This window comes from Globicatella sulfidifaciens DSM 15739, assembly GCF_900167405.1.
Classification (GTDB): Bacteria; Bacillota; Bacilli; order Lactobacillales; family Aerococcaceae; genus Globicatella; species Globicatella sulfidifaciens.
Genome location: NZ_FUWO01000005.1, coordinates 58,788 through 76,910, shown reverse-complemented (window position 1 = coordinate 76,910; position 18,123 = coordinate 58,788). Strand labels below are relative to the sequence as shown.

Annotated in this window: 12 protein-coding genes and 1 pseudogene; 1 reads left to right on the top strand and 12 read right to left on the bottom strand. The window is 36.3% G+C overall.

Annotation, left to right across the window (positions count from 1 at the left end):
* Window positions 1-189: 189 nt before the first annotated feature.
* From B5D12_RS03995 to parE, 12 genes and pseudogenes are all read right to left on the bottom strand, one after another.
* On the bottom strand, window positions 190-984 hold the full coding sequence (locus B5D12_RS03995; RefSeq protein WP_078755602.1) for a phosphatidate cytidylyltransferase: 795 nt from the start codon (window positions 982-984) through the stop codon (window positions 190-192).
* Window positions 985-993: 9 nt separating this feature from the next.
* Window positions 994-1,743 (bottom strand): isoprenyl transferase, encoded by a 750-nt coding sequence (locus tag B5D12_RS03990; RefSeq protein WP_268762607.1) that lies wholly within the window; start codon window positions 1,741-1,743, stop codon window positions 994-996.
* A gap of 335 nt (window positions 1,744-2,078) precedes the next feature.
* Window positions 2,079-3,221, bottom strand: coding sequence for a molecular chaperone DnaJ (dnaJ, locus tag B5D12_RS03985; RefSeq protein WP_078755600.1), 1,143 nt, complete (start codon window positions 3,219-3,221; stop codon window positions 2,079-2,081).
* A gap of 247 nt (window positions 3,222-3,468) precedes the next feature.
* On the bottom strand, window positions 3,469-5,295 hold the full coding sequence (gene dnaK, locus B5D12_RS03980; RefSeq protein ID WP_066124738.1) for a molecular chaperone DnaK: 1,827 nt from the start codon (window positions 5,293-5,295) through the stop codon (window positions 3,469-3,471).
* Window positions 5,296-5,320: 25 nt separating this feature from the next.
* Window positions 5,321-5,923, bottom strand: a complete 603-nt coding sequence (gene grpE / locus B5D12_RS03975; RefSeq protein WP_078755599.1) for a nucleotide exchange factor GrpE — start codon at window positions 5,921-5,923, stop codon at window positions 5,321-5,323.
* A gap of 21 nt (window positions 5,924-5,944) precedes the next feature.
* Entirely contained in the window at window positions 5,945-6,958 is a 1,014-nt protein-coding gene (gene hrcA / locus B5D12_RS03970; RefSeq protein ID WP_078755598.1) for a heat-inducible transcriptional repressor HrcA, read from the bottom strand.
* A 467-nt stretch (window positions 6,959-7,425) separates the two neighbouring features.
* On the bottom strand, window positions 7,426-8,322 hold the full coding sequence (locus B5D12_RS03965) for a YitT family protein (protein ID WP_078755597.1): 897 nt from the start codon (window positions 8,320-8,322) through the stop codon (window positions 7,426-7,428).
* A gap of 9 nt (window positions 8,323-8,331) precedes the next feature.
* Complete coding sequence (gene hemW / locus B5D12_RS03960) at window positions 8,332-9,489, bottom strand: radical SAM family heme chaperone HemW (RefSeq protein WP_234982907.1); 1,158 nt, start codon at window positions 9,487-9,489, stop codon at window positions 8,332-8,334.
* The gene (gene ribF / locus B5D12_RS03955; RefSeq protein WP_078755595.1) at window positions 9,479-10,468 is read right to left on the bottom strand and encodes a riboflavin biosynthesis protein RibF; all 990 of its coding nucleotides are present in this window, start codon (window positions 10,466-10,468) and stop codon (window positions 9,479-9,481) included. The genes hemW and ribF overlap by 11 nt, the downstream gene beginning before the upstream one ends.
* 25 nt (window positions 10,469-10,493) lie before the next feature.
* Window positions 10,494-11,411, bottom strand: a complete 918-nt coding sequence (truB, locus tag B5D12_RS03950) for a tRNA pseudouridine(55) synthase TruB (RefSeq protein WP_078755594.1) — start codon at window positions 11,409-11,411, stop codon at window positions 10,494-10,496.
* A 248-nt stretch (window positions 11,412-11,659) separates the two neighbouring features.
* Window positions 11,660-14,137 (bottom strand): DNA topoisomerase IV subunit A, encoded by a 2,478-nt coding sequence (gene parC, locus B5D12_RS03945; RefSeq protein ID WP_078755593.1) that lies wholly within the window; start codon window positions 14,135-14,137, stop codon window positions 11,660-11,662.
* 274 nt (window positions 14,138-14,411) lie between these two features.
* Window positions 14,412-16,457, bottom strand: a pseudogene (parE, locus tag B5D12_RS03940) (DNA topoisomerase IV subunit B); the annotation flags it as partial.
* A gap of 738 nt (window positions 16,458-17,195) precedes the next feature.
* Here parE and plsY point away from each other — a divergent pair.
* Window positions 17,196-17,807: a glycerol-3-phosphate 1-O-acyltransferase PlsY gene (gene plsY / locus B5D12_RS03935; RefSeq protein WP_078755591.1), complete on the top strand. Its 612-nt coding sequence runs from the start codon at window positions 17,196-17,198 to the stop codon at window positions 17,805-17,807.
* The last annotated feature ends 316 nt before the right edge of the window (window positions 17,808-18,123 follow it).

Here is an 18,123-nt window from a genome sequence, read left to right as displayed (position 1 = left end):
GCACCTTCTTTACTTTCTTAACAATTAAATAATTAAATTCCATTATACTCAGTATTTTTTCATTTTTCAAATAGGTTTGTTAAACTCAAAAGGCGTCTGGCATAACCCTCTCCCTCTCCCACTCGTGCTACTTTTGTATTAAACTCAAAAAGCACCCTCAATCTTATAAGAATGAAGATGCTTTCCTTTTTATTGAAATAAATTGAGCCAAATCATAAACATAAAGCTCGCAAAAATTAAACTATCAAATCGGTCTAATACACCACCGTGTCCTGGTAAAAATTTACCTGAATCCTTAACATTAAAATGACGCTTTAACGCTGATTCGACTAAATCACCAAATTGTCCGACTAGCGATAAGATAATACTCAATAGCCAAACATGATTGGTATCACCTAAATTAGGTTGAAAAATAAATACAAAGACAACACCAGCAAGCATCGCACAAAGGACACCTCCAATAGAACCTTCAATCGTTTTGTTGGGACTGACTTCCGGTGCTAATTTATGTTTACCATAGGCTCTACCAATAAAATAAGCGCCAATATCAGTGGCCCAAATCACAACGAATAGATAAGCTAATGTGACTAGGCCCATATCTCGAATTAAAATAATAAAACGAAAGCCGAATCCTACATATAAAGCCGCAAACATTAATACCGATACTTCTTCAAAGTTGATTTCTTTATAACCATAGACGGTTAAAACCAATAGCGCCATTCCACACAAATAAAATAAAAACTGAGAATTGAAATTAGTAATCCAACTTAAATTATAATGTTCTGGTAAAACGATTAAAGCGACTGCAAGCGAAGAAATCAATCCAATCGCATTAAAATATTGAATTTGTTTCATGCGAGCAATTTCAAATAATCCTAAAATAGCCACTACCAGGATGCCATAAGCGAAAGGATGACTTCCTAAATAAACAAAGGGAATAAGCACTGCTATCCCTATTATCGCCCCAATAATTCTTGTTCTCATCGGTCCCTCCTAAACTTTTCCGAAACGACGGTTACGATTACTAAAAGCAACCAAAGCTTCTTCAAAATCTTTTTCAGAAAAATCTGGCCACAAGACATCCGTAAAATACAATTCGCTATAAGCAGATTGCCATAATAAGAAATTACTTAATCGTTGCTCACCACTGGTTCTAATCACTAAGTCAGGTTTTGCGATAGCTCCATAACGTGCAGTGAATAAATAATCTTCAACTAATGCCTCATCAATTTGATCTATCTCAATTGCACCCTCTTTAACTTTTTGACTAATCGCCTGGATGGCCTGAATCATCTCTTGTTGTCCACCATAATTAATCGCAAAGTTTAATACTAGTCCAGTACAATGCGCACTTTCAGCAATCGCTTTATTTAAAATATTTTGGGTATCCTCAGGTAATTTGGTAATATCACCAATACATTCAACACGACAATTATTTTCAATTAATTCTGGTAAAAATGACGAGAAAAAATCACCCGGTAATTTCATTAAAAAGTTAACTTCATCTTGAGGTCGTCCCCAATTTTCTGTTGAAAAAGCATAAAGTGTGATTAACTTAATGCCCTTACTATTAGCATATTTAGTGATACGCTTAATTGTTTCGACTCCACGTTTATGCCCAGCTACACGCGGCATCAATCTTTTTTTAGCCCAACGTCCATTGCCATCCATAATAATCGCAACATGCTGGGGTATTGTTTGTAATTCTTTAGACATGTTATATAATCCTTTTCCCTTTTTTATTCTAAACTTAAATTTATTATATCAAAAAAGCCTAGAGAATAGAATAGTTCTGTCATTTTGTCTGATAACCACTGTCGCCATCATAGTAATCTATCTGTTTACAGGTAAAAAAAGCTAAAACGCATTCCTTGTTGACGATATTCAAAATAAAAAACCGACACCTACTAGCTAGGGTAAGCTAACTAGTAAGGCCGGTTTGATAACTCCTCCAGTTGACTATCAAAAGCACAATGAGAAGATGTCTAAGTTACACATTATTATAAATTATTTATTCTATCTCTGCATTACAAACAGCTTGAAAGATCCACTTTTAAAGTCAACTCAGTGAGGATATATTATTTGCCGTCAAACATATCTTTTACTTTGTCAAAAAAGCCTGGGTCATGTCCTTTTAGACTCGATCCGCTTTCTTTGGCTAAGTCTTTAAATAATTGTTTTTCTTTATCAGATAACTTCGTTGGTGTTACCACTTTGACGGTTACATGTTGATCGCCATTTCCTGTTCCACGTACACTTGGTGCTCCCTTGCCACGTAAACGGAAAGTGGTATCCGTTTGAGTACCCGCTGGTACTTTAAGTTTTACATTGCCATGAACCGTTGGTACGGTAATTTCGTCACCCAAGGCCGCTTGTGCGAAATTAATAGGTAAATTGTAGAAGATTTCAGTACCATTACGTTCAAATTTATCACTTGGTTTCACACGGAAAATAACGTATAAATCGCCATAAGGACCACCGTTTTTACCCGCTTCACCTTGTCCTGATAAACGCATTTGTTGATCATCATCAACACCTGCTGGAATAGTAATTTTAACAGAATGTTCTTTGTTTTCAATACCTGAACCATGACAAGTGTGACATTTTTCTTTGATTTCTTTCCCCGTACCTTGGCAGACATCACAGACTGTTTGAGTCATCACACGACCAAATGGTGTATTACGTTCTACTTGAATCGCACCTGTTCCATGACATTTCGAACAAGTTACGGGTTTAGTACCTTCTTTGGCTCCAGAACCATGACAAGTATGACATTCTTCATTACGCTTATAGGTAATAGTCGTTTCTTTTCCAAAGATGGCTTCTTCAAAGGTTAAGGTTACACGATATTGTAAATCATTTCCTCGTTGAGGAGCATTCGGACGACGACTGGCACCTCCCATGCCGCCACCAAAGAATGTATCAAAAATATCTTCGAAGCCACCGAACCCTCCGGCTCCACCCCCGAAGCCACCAAAACCACCACCAAAGTTAGGATCATTGGCTGCATGTCCGTATTGATCATATGCTGCACGTTTTTGGCTATCGCTTAGAACTTCATACGCTTCTGTTATTTCTTTAAATTTTTCGTCCGCACCCGGTTCTTTATTAATATCCGGATGATATTGTTTTGAGAGTTTACGGTATGCTTTTTTTATTTCTGCATCTGAGGCATCGCGTGAAACACCTAGGACTTCATAATAATCACGTTTAGTTGCCATTTTCAACCTCCTTCGTTGTAGACTTATCTATCATAATCAAAATTTAAGAATTTATCAATATTCATCTGAAAAATACTAAATAGGAGTGAGCTGGAAGCCAAGTCTCATCGATTCTGACTTCCTCGCCCACCCCAGCTATCATACTCAATTATTAGGTTGTTCGAATTTATTTAATAACAAAAGCCTTCATTAAAGTCTTACATTATCTTCAAAACGAATCAGACCTTATAATCTTATTATCGGTTGATTATTCGTCTACTTCTTCGAAGTCAGCATCTACTACGCCGTCATCATTTTGGTTATCTGAAGTTGCTTCAGCACCTGCTGCTGCTTGTTGTGCTGCTGCCGCTTGTTCATATAATTTAACGGTTAAGTTTTGAACTACTTCATTTAATGCATCACGTTTAGCTTTCATTGCTTCTAAGTCGTTTGCTTCAACGGCTGCTTTCAATTCATCACGTGCTGCTTCTGCTTCTTTAACTTCTTCTTCAGATACTTTGTCTTTTAATTCATCTAAAGTTTTATCAGTAGCGAAGATTAATTGATCCACTTCATTACGTAAGTCAGCTTCTTCACGACGTGCTTTATCTGCTTCTGCGTTGGCTTCAGCATCTTTCACCATACGATCGATTTCTTCATCAGTTAAACCTGAAGATGATTTAATCGTAATCGTTTGTTCTTTTTGAGTACCTAAATCTTTTGCACTTACGTTAACGATACCGTTTTTGTCAATGTCGAAAGTTACTTCGATTTGAGGGATACCACGTGGTGCAGGTGGAATATCCGTTAATTGGAAGCGACCTAATGTTTTGTTGTCAGCTGCCATTTGACGTTCACCTTGTAATACGTGTACATCTACTGCAGGTTGATTATCAGCTGCGGTTGAGAACACTTGTGATTTAGATGTTGGAATTGTAGTGTTACGGTCAATTAATTTAGTGAACACGCCACCCATTGTTTCAATACCTAATGATAATGGTGTTACATCTAATAAGACGATATCTTTCACATCACCTGAGATAACCCCACCTTGGATAGCAGCACCCATTGCAACCACTTCGTCTGGGTTAACTGATTTGTTAGGCTCTTTACCAGTTTCTTTACGAACAGCTTCAACCACTGCTGGAATACGTGTTGAACCACCTACTAAGATAACTTCGTCAATTTCAGATTGTGATAAACCAGCATCTTTAATTGCTTGACGAACAGGTTGTTTTGTACGTTCTACTAATTCATGGGTTAATTCTTCAAATTTCGCACGAGTTAATGATAATTCCATATGTAATGGACCTTCTGCTCCTGCTGTAATGAATGGTAAGCTAATTTGTGTTGAAGTCACACCAGATAAATCTTTTTTAGCTTTTTCAGCAGCATCTTTCAAACGTTGTAATGCCATTTTATCTTTCGATAAGTCAATACCATTTTCTTTTTTGAATTCTGCTACTAAATAATCCATAATTTTTTGGTCAAAGTCATCTCCACCTAAGTGGTTGTCTCCTGATGTAGATAATACGTCGAATACGCCGTCACCTAATTCAAGAATTGAAACGTCGAAGGTACCGCCACCTAAGTCGAATACTAATACTTTTTCTTCTTTATCAGTTTTATCTAAACCATAAGCTAAAGCTGCTGCTGTCGGCTCGTTAACGATACGTTCTACTTCTAAACCAGCAATACGGCCAGCATCTTTTGTCGCTTGACGTTGAGCATCGTTGAAGTAAGCAGGAACCGTAATAACAGCTTTTTCAACTTTTTCGCCTAAATAATCTTCAGCAAAACCTTTTAAGTATTGTAAAATCATCGCTGAAATTTCTTGTGGTGTGTAGTCTTTGCCACCCATTGAAACTTTATGGTCTTCACCCATATAACGTTTAATTGAGCTTACTGTGTTAGGATTTGTTACTGCTTGACGTTTTGCAACTTCCCCTACTTGAATTTCATCGTTTTTAAAAGCAACAACTGAAGGTGTGGTACGATTACCTTCTGGGTTTGGAATAATTTTTGCTTCTCCACCTTCTAAGACAGAGACAGCTGAGTTTGTAGTACCTAAGTCAATACCAATAATTTTAGCCATTTTACATTTCTCCTTTATAATTTAATTATTGAGATACAATAACCATTGCTGGTCGTATCACGCGTTCATGCAATAAATATCCTTTTTGTAAAACATTGATTACCACGTCAGAATCTTGACCTTCTTCTGCTTCCATCACGCTGACTGCTTGGTGGAAATTAGGGTCAAATTTTTCTCCCATTGGATCAATGACTTTAATGTTTTCACTTTCAAAAGCATTTTGTAATTGTGAGAGAACCATCTCAACACCTTTTTTCAATGCTTTAGCGTCATCAGAATTAGTCTCGCTTTGTAAAGCGCGTTCTAGATTATCAACTACTTCTAACATTGAAGTTGCTAATTTTTGCGAACGATATTTTGCTAAATCTTGACGATCCTTAGCGTTCGTTCTTTTCATATTCGCAATTTCAGCTTGTAATCTTAGCACTTGATCTTCTAGAGCATCATTTTTTGCTTCTAATTCAGCAAGTGGATTCTCTTCCACCTTTGTTTCTACTGTTTCTTCATCAGTTGATGTTGCTTTAACTTCTGCTGTTGTTTCTACAACATCTTCGGTAGTTTGGGAATCAACTTCAACTTCTGGAACATCTTTTTCTAATTCTTCATTACGTTTGTTTTCTTCTGCCACTACGATACCTCCTTTTAATTGTTAATAATTCGATAGTTCGATTAATAAATCTTGCATTCCTGTCATAATTTTATGATAAGGCATTGTCGCAGGACCTACCAAACCAAAGGTAATGACATGATTGCCAATTTTACTTTTCGCCGTAACGATACTTACATTTTTAAAGTGATACGGTGGCGTTGTAAAATCAAATGTGACATTCAAACCAACTTTTGCATCAGTTAAAAATTGATACCAGGCTTCGTTTCCATCGATTAAATCAAACAAAGTGCGCCAGCCTTCAGTTGGTAGTTGTGGATCAATGAGATCAAACAAATGATTTTTTCCTGCAACATGATAATACTGACTGTCATGTGCTTCGATTGCCTTTTTGATTAAAGAGGCAAAATTCAATTGTACTGAAACAGCCTGTTGAATTTTTAAGGGAATTGTCAATTTCATACGTTGATACACATCATCTAATGTTAAATCGATCAATTCATCTTGAATAATTTGTTCAATCTTATCGATTGCCTCGTCTTTTAAAGCATATGGTAAATCAAATAATTGACTTTCAACCTGTCCATGGTCACTAATCACTGACGCAATGAGTTGATAATCCGATAATTTGGTTAATTTAAAATCGCGCATCCTACGATGACTCAGATTCGAAATCAAAACGACTACCGGATAACCAGTATAGTGTGCTAACTGATTAGTCGCATGTAAGACAAATTGTTGAACATCATAATAACGTTCACCAAATAACTTACTTGATTGTTCTGGCTTATTTTCAGACTCTTGCTTTAGTTGTTCGATTAATTGATCAATGTAAAATTGGTAGCCTTCATAAGAAGGAATACGACCACTTGAACTATGAGCTTTCATTAGAAAACCTAATTGCTCGAGCGCCATCATATCATTACGAACAGTCGCTGGACTTACTTGTAAGACACTTCTTTGCAATAAAGTCCTCGAACCGATAGGTTCTTCAGTCTCTCCGTACAATTTAACAATCAACTGTAATATCTGTTGTTGTCTAGGCGTTAAACTCATCTATTTTTCTCACCTCACTAATTAGCACTTATATACTTTGAGTGCTAACCTGTCTATATCATACACCCTACTATAGCCTTTGTCAACACTTTTAAATAAAAAATTAGCACTCTCCTATATAGAGTGCTAATCGGCAGAAAGTTGCTATTATAAGGTTTTGTATAACAATGATAAAATGTTTAGTTTAAAATAGAAAATAATTGCTAAAAACAAAGCCACTAATCGAGTCATAAAAAAGTTGGTTAGGGCCCTTTTACTAACAGTTAACTTAATACATAGACTTAGCTATTTACTTTATGACTTTCGTAATCGTCTCTTTGCTTCCATCTCATAATGTGAAAGTTTGGATTGACGGCAATAACGGCTTTTAGGTCGCAATACCAGACTTTTCATTGATTAATCCATCATTAAAACGTGGTAACGACTTGAAATGACTAGCTTTTACTATATTACCATGCCTTAATAAATTAAGGTTCATTACTAGAAAGGTTGGTCACTGCCTGTGTATCATTCTCAGGTTCGATAAAGAAAGTAAAGCCTTCGCCGACTACTTGATGAATATCGGTGACGGTTACAAATGCCTTAGGGTCAATTTCATGAACGATTTTTTGTAATGCCAGTAATTGACGTTCGCTAATGACAATATATAGCACATGCTTTTCCAGTTGCGTATAGAAACCGTAACCGTTTAAAACAGTAATACCACGATCTAATGTATCAGTAATTTTCTGTGCGATCGCTTGATGTTCATTCGAAATAATCGTAACAGCTTTACGTGGGTTAAATCCTTCCAAAATAAAGGAAAGAACTTGACTTGTAATCAATAAAGTAATGACCGTCATCACACCTTTTTCTAAGCCAATGACAAAAGTTAAGGGGGTAATAATCATAATATCTAAAATTAACAAACCACGCGCCACGCTAATCCCTAAATATTTTTTCATCATTAGAGCTAAAATGTCCGTTCCAGCAGTCGTTCCATTACCATGGATAACAATCCCAACGGATAATCCGATTAGAAAACCAGCTACTAATGGTGCAACAATAGTATTTTCAGGAATAAATGCTCCTAAATGGATATATTGTAAAAAAATCGTTAATGACGCAATCGCTAAAATTGTATAAAAAATAGTCTTCTTATCTAAAAACCTCCAACCGACAATTAGTAAGATCGTATTCACCACAAAACTAACAATAGCATTATTCCAATTAAAAACATATAGAAAGAATAATGAGAACCCCGTGATACCACCTTCACCTAATTCATTCGGAATAATCACTGAATTAATGGCAATCGAAAAAATGAAATTACCTAATAATACCAAAAAGATATTCATCAAAATTCTAATATGATCTTTTTTCATAAGCTCCCCCTACTTTGTAATAGTCCCTAATAGATTACGAAATACCGAATCTGCTAAAAACAATCCACGATTCGTTAAATAAACATGGTCATCAGCAATATTTAATAAGCCATTGTGTTGTTGTTGTACAAAAAAATCATCGAACAGTTCGGTCGCATCTTGATTAAAACGCTCCGCAAATTCACTTAAATAGAAACCTCGTGTCGTTCTTAAAGCTAAAAATAAAAATTCTTCCATCTGATCAGACTCTGTTAATGGTAATCGATTCACAACCGGTTTTTGATTCGCTTCCGTAGCTTTTAAATAATGATGAACAGGTCCATTATTATAGTATCGAACATTATCAATAAAGCCATGTGCTCCAGCACCAAAACCATAATATGGCGTATAATGCCAATATTTCAAATTATGACGTGACTCGAATCCAGGTCGTGCAAAGTTACTCACTTCATATTGCTCAATACCATGCTCTTGTAAACGACGAATGGCTAACTCAAACATATCGGCATCTACATCTTCAGACGGCAATGGCAGTTTGCCTTCTCTTTGTAATTGTTGAAAAACTGTTTGATTTTCAATGATCAAAGAATAGAGTGAATAATGTGGTAAGTTTAATGATAAGGCTTTGGTTAAACTATCATCAAAATCGGCTAACGTTTGTCCCGGTAGTCTAAATATCAAATCAATACTTAAATTCGTTAGTCCAGCTTCTCTTAACCATTCAATACATTGATAAACATGACGTTCACGATGATTACGACCTATTTTTCGCAATAACAAATCGTTAAAACTCTGTACCCCCATACTCACGCGATTAACACCAAAAGACTTCAATAATCGACATTTTTCTGGAGTTAATTCACCAGGATTAATTTCAAATGTATACTCCGTTTGATCATCATAGGTCAATATTTGTTGGATGCTCTCCAATAAGTGCGTTAATTCTTCAATATTTAAGCAACTTGGTGTGCCACCGCCTACATAAATCGTATCAAATGGTTTGGTAGACTCTACTTCATCCATATATAATCGCATTTCATTGGCTAAGCCCGTTAAATAACGACCTACTGGTTGTCCATCATAGAAATATTTATTAAAGGCACAATAATGACAAATTTTCTTGCAAAATGGAATATGGATATAAACGGCATCCGCTCTATTCATCATCTTTCACCTTTTCATTATCAGGTATCGTTGACTGTTGTGCTAGCTGCTCAAAATACGTTTTTGTATTAATTAAATCCTGGTCTAATTGATGAATTAGACCTTTAATGCCATCAAATTTCATTTCACCACGCAAATAATGATGCCATCTTACTTTTACAAAATGCCCGTAAATGTCTTGCTCAAAATCTAATATATAGACTTCACAGGTTTTTTGGCGATTCGCTTCAAACGTAATATTATAACCAATGGATGCCATGCCTTGATACCATTTTCCATCTACTTCAATCTCGCAAACATAGACTCCAACACTTGGTAATACTTCTTGAGGATTAATTTGCACATTAGCAGTCGGGTAGCCAATTGTTCGGCCTCTTTTATCTCCATGTACCACCATTCCACTGGTTTGATATAAATAACCTAGCTCTTCATTAGCAATTTCGATTTGATTGTTCGCCAATAAATCCTTAATATTGGTAGTCCCAACTTTTAAATTATTATTTTTTAATTCAGGAACTTCAATGACGTCAAAACGCCCTTTAGCATGCTCCGGCAAAGTTTTCATATTGGCAAGCTCTTGCTTACCATAGGTATAATCAAAACCAGCTACTACTGTGACCGCACCGAGATCGACAATATAACGATCAACAAACTCTTGGGGACTTTGCGTCCCGAATTCTAATGTATAATCAATTAAATATAAAACATCAACCTCTAATGCACTTAATAGCTCAACTTTACGATCTAATAAAGTCAAATAAGTAACTTCTTCTGGGTCTAATTGATGGTAAATAATTTTTGGATGCTGATTAAAAGTCATCACTGCTAAAGGAATCTTTTTTTCATTGGCAATTTTTTTTGCTGTATTAATAACTGCTTGGTGCCCACGATGAACACCGTCAAAGAAACCTAATGCTAAGACAATCGGTCCAGGAAAAATTTGTTCTTGATTATAGGGATGATGTAATTTTATTATATTCATTACGAAACCCTTCTTTCTAGTAATCTTATTCGTTCTCGACGAACATTCTTAATGGTTTTAATAAATTTGGTTTTAAGGGATGGGGTTGGTAAATGGCCCGAGCCAATCCTTGATAAAATAAGACGGTTGGTTCCAACACTAATGAACTAAAATAATCATGTGGTAATAATTTTCCATGTTGAACATCATGATATTGTGATTCTGTTAGGATGATGCTTGGAAATTCAGTCAGTGCCGATTCAATCGAACAAATAGCCTCGTTAATGGTTCCTTGTTCAACTGCTGCTTGAACTTGAGCAAGCGTTAATGCTTGCTGTTGATTGAAACCACCCGTTGCATTGCGTGTTAGCCGCGACATGTGGCTGGCAAATCCTAGTTTTTCTCCTAAATCAACGGCTAAAGTACGAACATAAGTGCCTTTGCCACAAACAACATGAAAATCCCATGTTTGGGTTTGTTGACTTTCATTATAAACAGGCTCACTGGTGCGTATAAAGGAATCAATTTGTACTTGTCTTATCGGACGCTCCACTTTTTCCCCAGATCTTGCATATTCATACAGTTTGCGACCATTGACTTTCACCGCTGAATAATAAGGTGGAACCTGATTGATAACCCCTTCCATTTCAGCCATTTTTTGATCAATTAAATCAATATTGACAGGAGTTAACACAGGTGTGGTCGACACTTTTTCTCCACTAGCGTCTTCTGTTTCAGTCGAATATCCTAAAGTAATCGAACCTTGATATTCTTTTTGTCCATCCATTAATAATTCAACCAATTTAGTCCCTTCGCCTAAGCAGACTAGTAAAACTCCGTCTACATCTGGGTCAAGTGTCCCAGTATGGCCAATTTTTTTCATTTTTAATAGTTTGCGCAGACGAAAAACGACATCATGACTGGTCATGCCTTTTTCTTTCCAAATGGGTAATAAGCCTCTCATGCTGTGCCTCTCTCCTTTACATACAAAATTAATTATATCAGATATTGCTTTCATTTGTGAGTGATTAACTAATTTTTCATTATATACTTAATAAATACTTATCATGAGTTGTACTAAGCTTTCTCAAACAAGCCAAACTGAAAACGATAGACGATTAAAAGCAAATTTATGCGCATTTCACACCTTAAAAAATAAAAAAGACCCCATCAATATTTATCATCCTATTGATGGAGCCTATCGAAATAAAACTATTCCTCATCTAACATTTTTAAGCGCGCAGGATACATTCCGACAACTTTACCTAAAGTTTCTAATTCTTGAATAGCAGATCCGTTTGATAAGCGGTCGGTTATAGCAATATCCATCGCCTTAATTTCGAGTGTTTTACCAGTGTCACCTAAGATAACTACTGGTATATTTCCTTTTTGTAAAGCTAAAACTTGAATAAAGCGATGTGGATTCGTTTTTAATTCTTTTAATAATAAATGTCCCCGACTGGAGCGGTTATTCACTTGAGAGATAATCTCTACGTCAAAACGTTTGATATTTGCTCTCTGGGTTAATGCTAATAATTGTGGACGTTCCACTGCTTTATCAATTAATAATGAAGCGACTACTTGATCATCATCCTTCAAGTTAATTGCCACTACACCTTGTGCTTTGGTTCCGCTAATCGCCACTTCTGACAATTCATAACGGACTCCATAACTTTTCTTAGTAATTACAACCACTTGATAATCATGGTCGACTTTTGCTAGGTTAACTGACACCAATTCATCTGCTTTATCTTGTAATTTCATTGCCATCATCGTCTTAGTTTTATAGCTACGATAAGTTGTAAATTGTGATAAAGTTGTTTGCTTAATTTTACCATTTCGGCTAGTCAATACCAATGTTGGGTTCGCTTCAGGCTTTAATTTGTCTGGTTCCATTACCGATTTAAAAGCGGCAATTAACTGCTCTCCATCTTCTAAATGATAATTAGTTGAAATATGCATTCCCATATCTTTCCAACGAATATCTGGTAATTCATGAACTGGTAAATGAATATAGTTACCTTTATTCGTAATTAACACAATCGCATCATGCGTACTCATCTCTTTAACAAAGATAGGATAATCCAAATCGCGACTTCCTAAGTCAGTCGTATCAGAAGCACTAAAAGAGCGAACACTGGTTCGTTTAATATAGCCTTCATTCGTTACTGATACATAAACTTGTTCTTCGGGAATCACAATGCTCGTTTCAACGACTATTTCTTCCACTTTAGCTTGAACAATGGTTCTTCTTGGTGATGCAAAACGCTTTTTAATGTCTTTTAATTCATTGGCCAATACTTTTTTCAATATATCTTCATTATTTAAAATATTTTGATACATCATGATACGCTCATTTAATTCAAGCTTTTCATTTTGTAATGCCTCAATATCCGTATTCGTTAGACGATATAATTGCAAGTTAACGATTGATTCTGACTGAACCTCTGAAAAATCAAATTCACGTTCTAAGTTACGCTTAGCATCTGCTTTATTATCAGAATTACGAATGACCGCAATCACTTCGTCTAAAATCGACACAACCCGAATTAAACCTTCAACAATATGTAGACGTTTTTTATCGGTTGTTAACATATGCTTGGTACGCTTTGTAATCACCTCTTTTTGATGATCAATATAAGCTTCTAACATTTGCAATAAGCCTACCACTTCCGGACGGCGATTATGAATTGCGACCATATTAAAGTGATAATTAACTTGTAATTCAGTATTTTTTAATAAGTATTGTAAGATTCCTTCAGCATTCACTTCACGTTTTAATTCAATGACCACACGCACACCATTTCGGTCACTTTCATCACGAACTTCCGATATCCCTTCAATTTTCTTCTGAATACGAATATCATCCAAACGTTGAATTAATTTGGCTTTATTAACATCAAATGGTAATTCCGTCACCACAATTTGTTGCTTATTACCTTTCAGGTCTTCTATTTCAGTTAAAGAACGTACGACAATTTTTCCTTGACCCGTTTCATAGGCTTTACGGATTTGGTCTGCCCCTTGAATAATCGCCCCTGTGGGAAAGTCGGGTGCAGGAATTAATTTTATAATATCATCTAAACGATAACGCTTATGGGTTAACATATAGACAACTGCATCGATCACTTCACCTAAATTGTGAGGTGGTATTTCAGTGGCATAACCAGCCGAAATACCAGTGGCACCATTGACTAATAAATTTGGAAAACGAGCAGGTAAAACAGTTGGCTCTTCTAGTGTATCGTCAAAGTTTAGCAGATGCTCAACCGTCTCATGTTGAATATCACGTAATAACTCATCGGCAATAGGTGATAAACGCGCTTCCGTATAACGCATAGCCGCTGCTGGGTCGCCATCCATACTCCCGTTATTACCATGCATATCAATTAAGGTTTCGCGTAATTTCCAATCTTGACTCATGCGGACCATCGCTTCATAAACGGAAGAATCCCCATGAGGATGATAATTACCAATTACATTCCCTACTGTCTTAGCAGACTTACGGTATGGATTACTAGCGGTATTGCGGTCCATGTACATTGCATATAAAATACGGCGTTGTACCGGTTTCAAGCCATCACGGATATCAGGTAAAGCACGCTCTTGGATGATGTATTTAGAATAACGTCCAAAACGATCTCCAATGACACTGGCAAAATTTAATTCTTGAATATTTTCTTTTACCATGTTTTACCTCCTAAAATAATTCTAACTGGCCATTTTCATCATCTTCATTATCCAATGGCTTATCAGTCTCTTTTTTTACTGTCTTTGATTTTGATTGAGTAGATTTTTTCTTTGTTGTTTTGGCTGTTGGACGGTTAACCGTTGATTGCTTTTTGCTTTTACGATTAGTAGTGTTTTTCGTATCGTTTGAACTCTGTTCGGTCATGTCATTGGTCTCGTCTACTACATGATGATTAGGGCTACTATTTTCAGCATTTTCTAAATCCATTGCTTCTTCCAATGTGTCTATTTCATCATCATCCTTCAATCCATGAGCTTCTTTAATTAACTCTTCAGTTGTTTGGTCAGTAGACTGACTAGTCCCTTGGTTTTCTTTTAATAAAGTATCTTCTTCATCCATCGTGAATTGAACATTACTTTCAATCCATTTACGACGCGGTTCAACTTTCGCTCCCATTAAGGTCGTCACACGGCGTTCAACCTGCGCCGCATCATCAATCGTTACACGAATTAAAATTCGAGAATCTGGGTTCATCGTTGTCTCCCATAACTGGTCCGCATTCATTTCCCCTAAACCTTTGTAACGTTGTAAAATATAGCCTCGCCCAATCTTCTTAATAGCTGATTGTAACTCCTCATCGGTCCAAGCATATTCTATTTGTTGTTTCTTACCAGAACCTTTTGAAACTTTATAGAGTGGTGGCATTGCTAAATAAACTTTTCCTGCTTCAAGTAATGGTTTCATATAACGATAAAAGAAAGTTAAGAGTAAGACTTGAATATGAGCCCCATCGGTATCCGCATCGGTCATAATAATAATTTTATCGTAATTACATGAATTAATATCAAAATCAGTTCCTACTCCTGCCCCGATAGTATAAATCATCGTATTGATTTCTTCGTTTTTCATGATATCTTGCATTGACGCTTTTTCAGTATTAATTACTTTACCACGTAATGGCAAAATAGCTTGATAACGGCGGTCACGGCCTAATTTTGCAGATCCACCAGCTGAATCCCCCTCGACTAGGTATAATTCGTTTTTACTCGCATCTTTTGATTGAGCTTTGGTTAACTTACCAGAAATCAATTTTTCTTGTGATGATTTTTTAGTCCCACTACGAGCGGCTTCTCTAGCTTTACGCGCCAATTCGCGGGTTTCACGAGCACGAATCGCCTTGCGTAAGATCATTTGGCTAAAGTTCCCATTTTCATTTAAGAAACTTGAAAGACGTTCATACATTAAATTTTCTACTAAAGGCCGGGCTTTAGGTGTACCCAATTTTTCTTTGGTTTGACCTTCGAATTGTAAATATTGTTCTGGAATACGAACAGATACCACAGCTGTCAAACCTTCGCGAACGTCACTACCTTCTAAGTTTTTATCTTTTTCTTTAATTAGACCTACTTTACGACCGTAATCATTAAACGCTTTAGTAATCCCGGTTTTCATACCGACTTCATGTGTTCCCCCAGAAGCAGTCCGAACATTATTAGCAAATGATAAAATTGTTTCGGAATATCCGTCATTGTATTGCATTGAAAAATCAACTTCAAATTCTTCCACTGCCGCTGAAAAACTAAACGCATCACCCAATACATCTTTTTCTTCATTTAAATATTGAATAAAATCTTCTAAACCTTTTTCATAATGAAAAAGTTCTTGGTAGTCATGGCGTTCATCTACTAATTCTATCGTTAAGCCCTTTAATAAAAAGGCAGACTCTCTTAATCGCTCAGCAATCACTTCCGAATTAATTTGAGCATTACCAAAAATACTTTTATCTGGCATAAAATGCACGGTAGTACCATGAGCCGATTTACTTGAAGCTTTTGATTTAACTAATTTAGTAGCAGGCTTCCCTCCATTTTCAAATCGCATTCGATAAAGATTGCCATCACGTTCAACGGTCACTTCTAACCATGAAGACAAAGCATTTACCACACTGGCGCCCACACCATGAAGTCCTCCGGAGGATTTATAACCCCCTTGACCAAACTTACCCCCCGCATGGAGGACAGTTAAAATAACTTGAATGGTCGGTACCCCACTTGCATGCTGACCAACCGGCATCCCGCGGCCATTATCTTGTACTCGAACACTACCATCTGCTTTAATTTCTACTTTAATATAATCAGCAAAACCAGATAAAGCTTCGTCGACTGAATTATCGACAATCTCATAAATTAAATGATGTAATCCTCTTTGGTCTGTCGAACCGATATACATCCCTGGTCTTTTTCTTACTGCGTCCAAACCTTCCAATATTTGAATCGCGTCATCATTATATTGAATTGGTGTCGTCTTTGTTTCTGACATTTAATCACCTCTAAAATTTTCTTATACTCAACTCTTCTATAATAGCAAATAACTTTACTGCTTTTCAAATATTACTCGAAATTTGTAATTTAAGCAAATACAACTTACATGAGAGTGGACCAAAAGTAGAAAATCGAATGATTTTCGCTTCGTTGGCCTACCCCCGCACAGTTGGGAGTAGACCAGAAGTAGAAAATCGAATAGTTTTCGCTTCGTCGGCCTACCCCCGCACAGTTGGGAGTGGACCAGAAGTAGAAAATTAAACGATTTTCGCTTCGTCGGCCTCCCGCCGCACAGTTGGGAGTAGACCAGAAGTAGAAAATCGAATGATTTTCGCTTCGTTGGCCTACCCCCGCACAGTTGAGTAGGCCTCAAACAAGTCGAAAGACGCAGTTTGAGACCACTCAACCACTGCGCTATAAATTAACGCACAATAACGTGATCGAATTTTCCAAGATTATACTCAGCTATCTTAAGACGCAGTTTGAGACCACTCAACCACTGCGCTTTTAAATATCGAGTAATAACTTGATTGAATTTTTTATGTTTATACCTAACTCGTTAAGACGCCAATTGAGGCCACTCAACCACTGCGCTTTGAATTAAATAGATATGCCTGAACAGAATTTAAAAAGTTTTTGCCCAGCCTCCTGCTTTTTAAATAAGATAAGTTAATCATTGTTGTTTCACTTTATTTAATGTAAAATAATAGCGTATATCCAAAGATGGAGGTTTATTATGCAATTTATATTTTTATTTATTTGTTATTTATTAGGATCAATTCCAACCGGTGTTTGGTATTCAAAAATGAAACACCAAATTGATGTGCGAGAATTAGGTAGTGGTAATAGTGGCGCCACCAATATTGGACGTAATTTTGGATTTAAAGCTGCTGTTTTTGTCTCAGTAATCGATGTTTTAAAAGGGCTGGTAGCGATGTTACTGGCACATTACTTTTATCCTCATACCGATTGGGTAATCATGGGAGCCGGTATAGCTGCTATTTTAGGTCATGCTTATCCTATTTTTGCCAATTTTCGTGGTGGAAAAGTGGTCGCAACTTCTTTTGCCGTACTAGCTGGTTATAATTTTTTCATTGGTCTAAGCTTTGTATTAGTGTTATTTATATTAATCTATTTAACAAGTACCATTAGTTTAGCCGCCATAACCAGTTATTCATTAGCCGCCTTATATGTTTTATTTACCCAACCGTTAATTTTTGGTCTTGGCTTTGTCGCAATTGCCGCCTTTATGATTTATCGCCATCGTACTAATGTGGTACGTTTGATGAAAGGTGAAGAAAGTCGTATTAATTTCGGTCTTAGAAAACCAACAAATAATAGCAAATAACACCTAATATCATTGAGTAATAATATACTAGCTATCCTTTTTGTCGGGGGCTTGCTTGTTTTTTAAGGATAGTTTAGAAAGCAATGTCCATCGATGATTCTCTAAGGAAAGATTGGAAAATATCTCTGGTATGTTTCTCTATCAAGCTTGTACTTATTCTCAAGTGAGAGATTCAACAACATGACAGCTGTCTTGTTGTTGAAAAAAATGTTTGGTAGAACTCTGTTTCTTTTTTGTGAATCTTTTTTTACACATACTTAAAACTCGAGTGTTTAATAATGAAGATTGCCAAGAAAACAATAGATCATTTTCCACT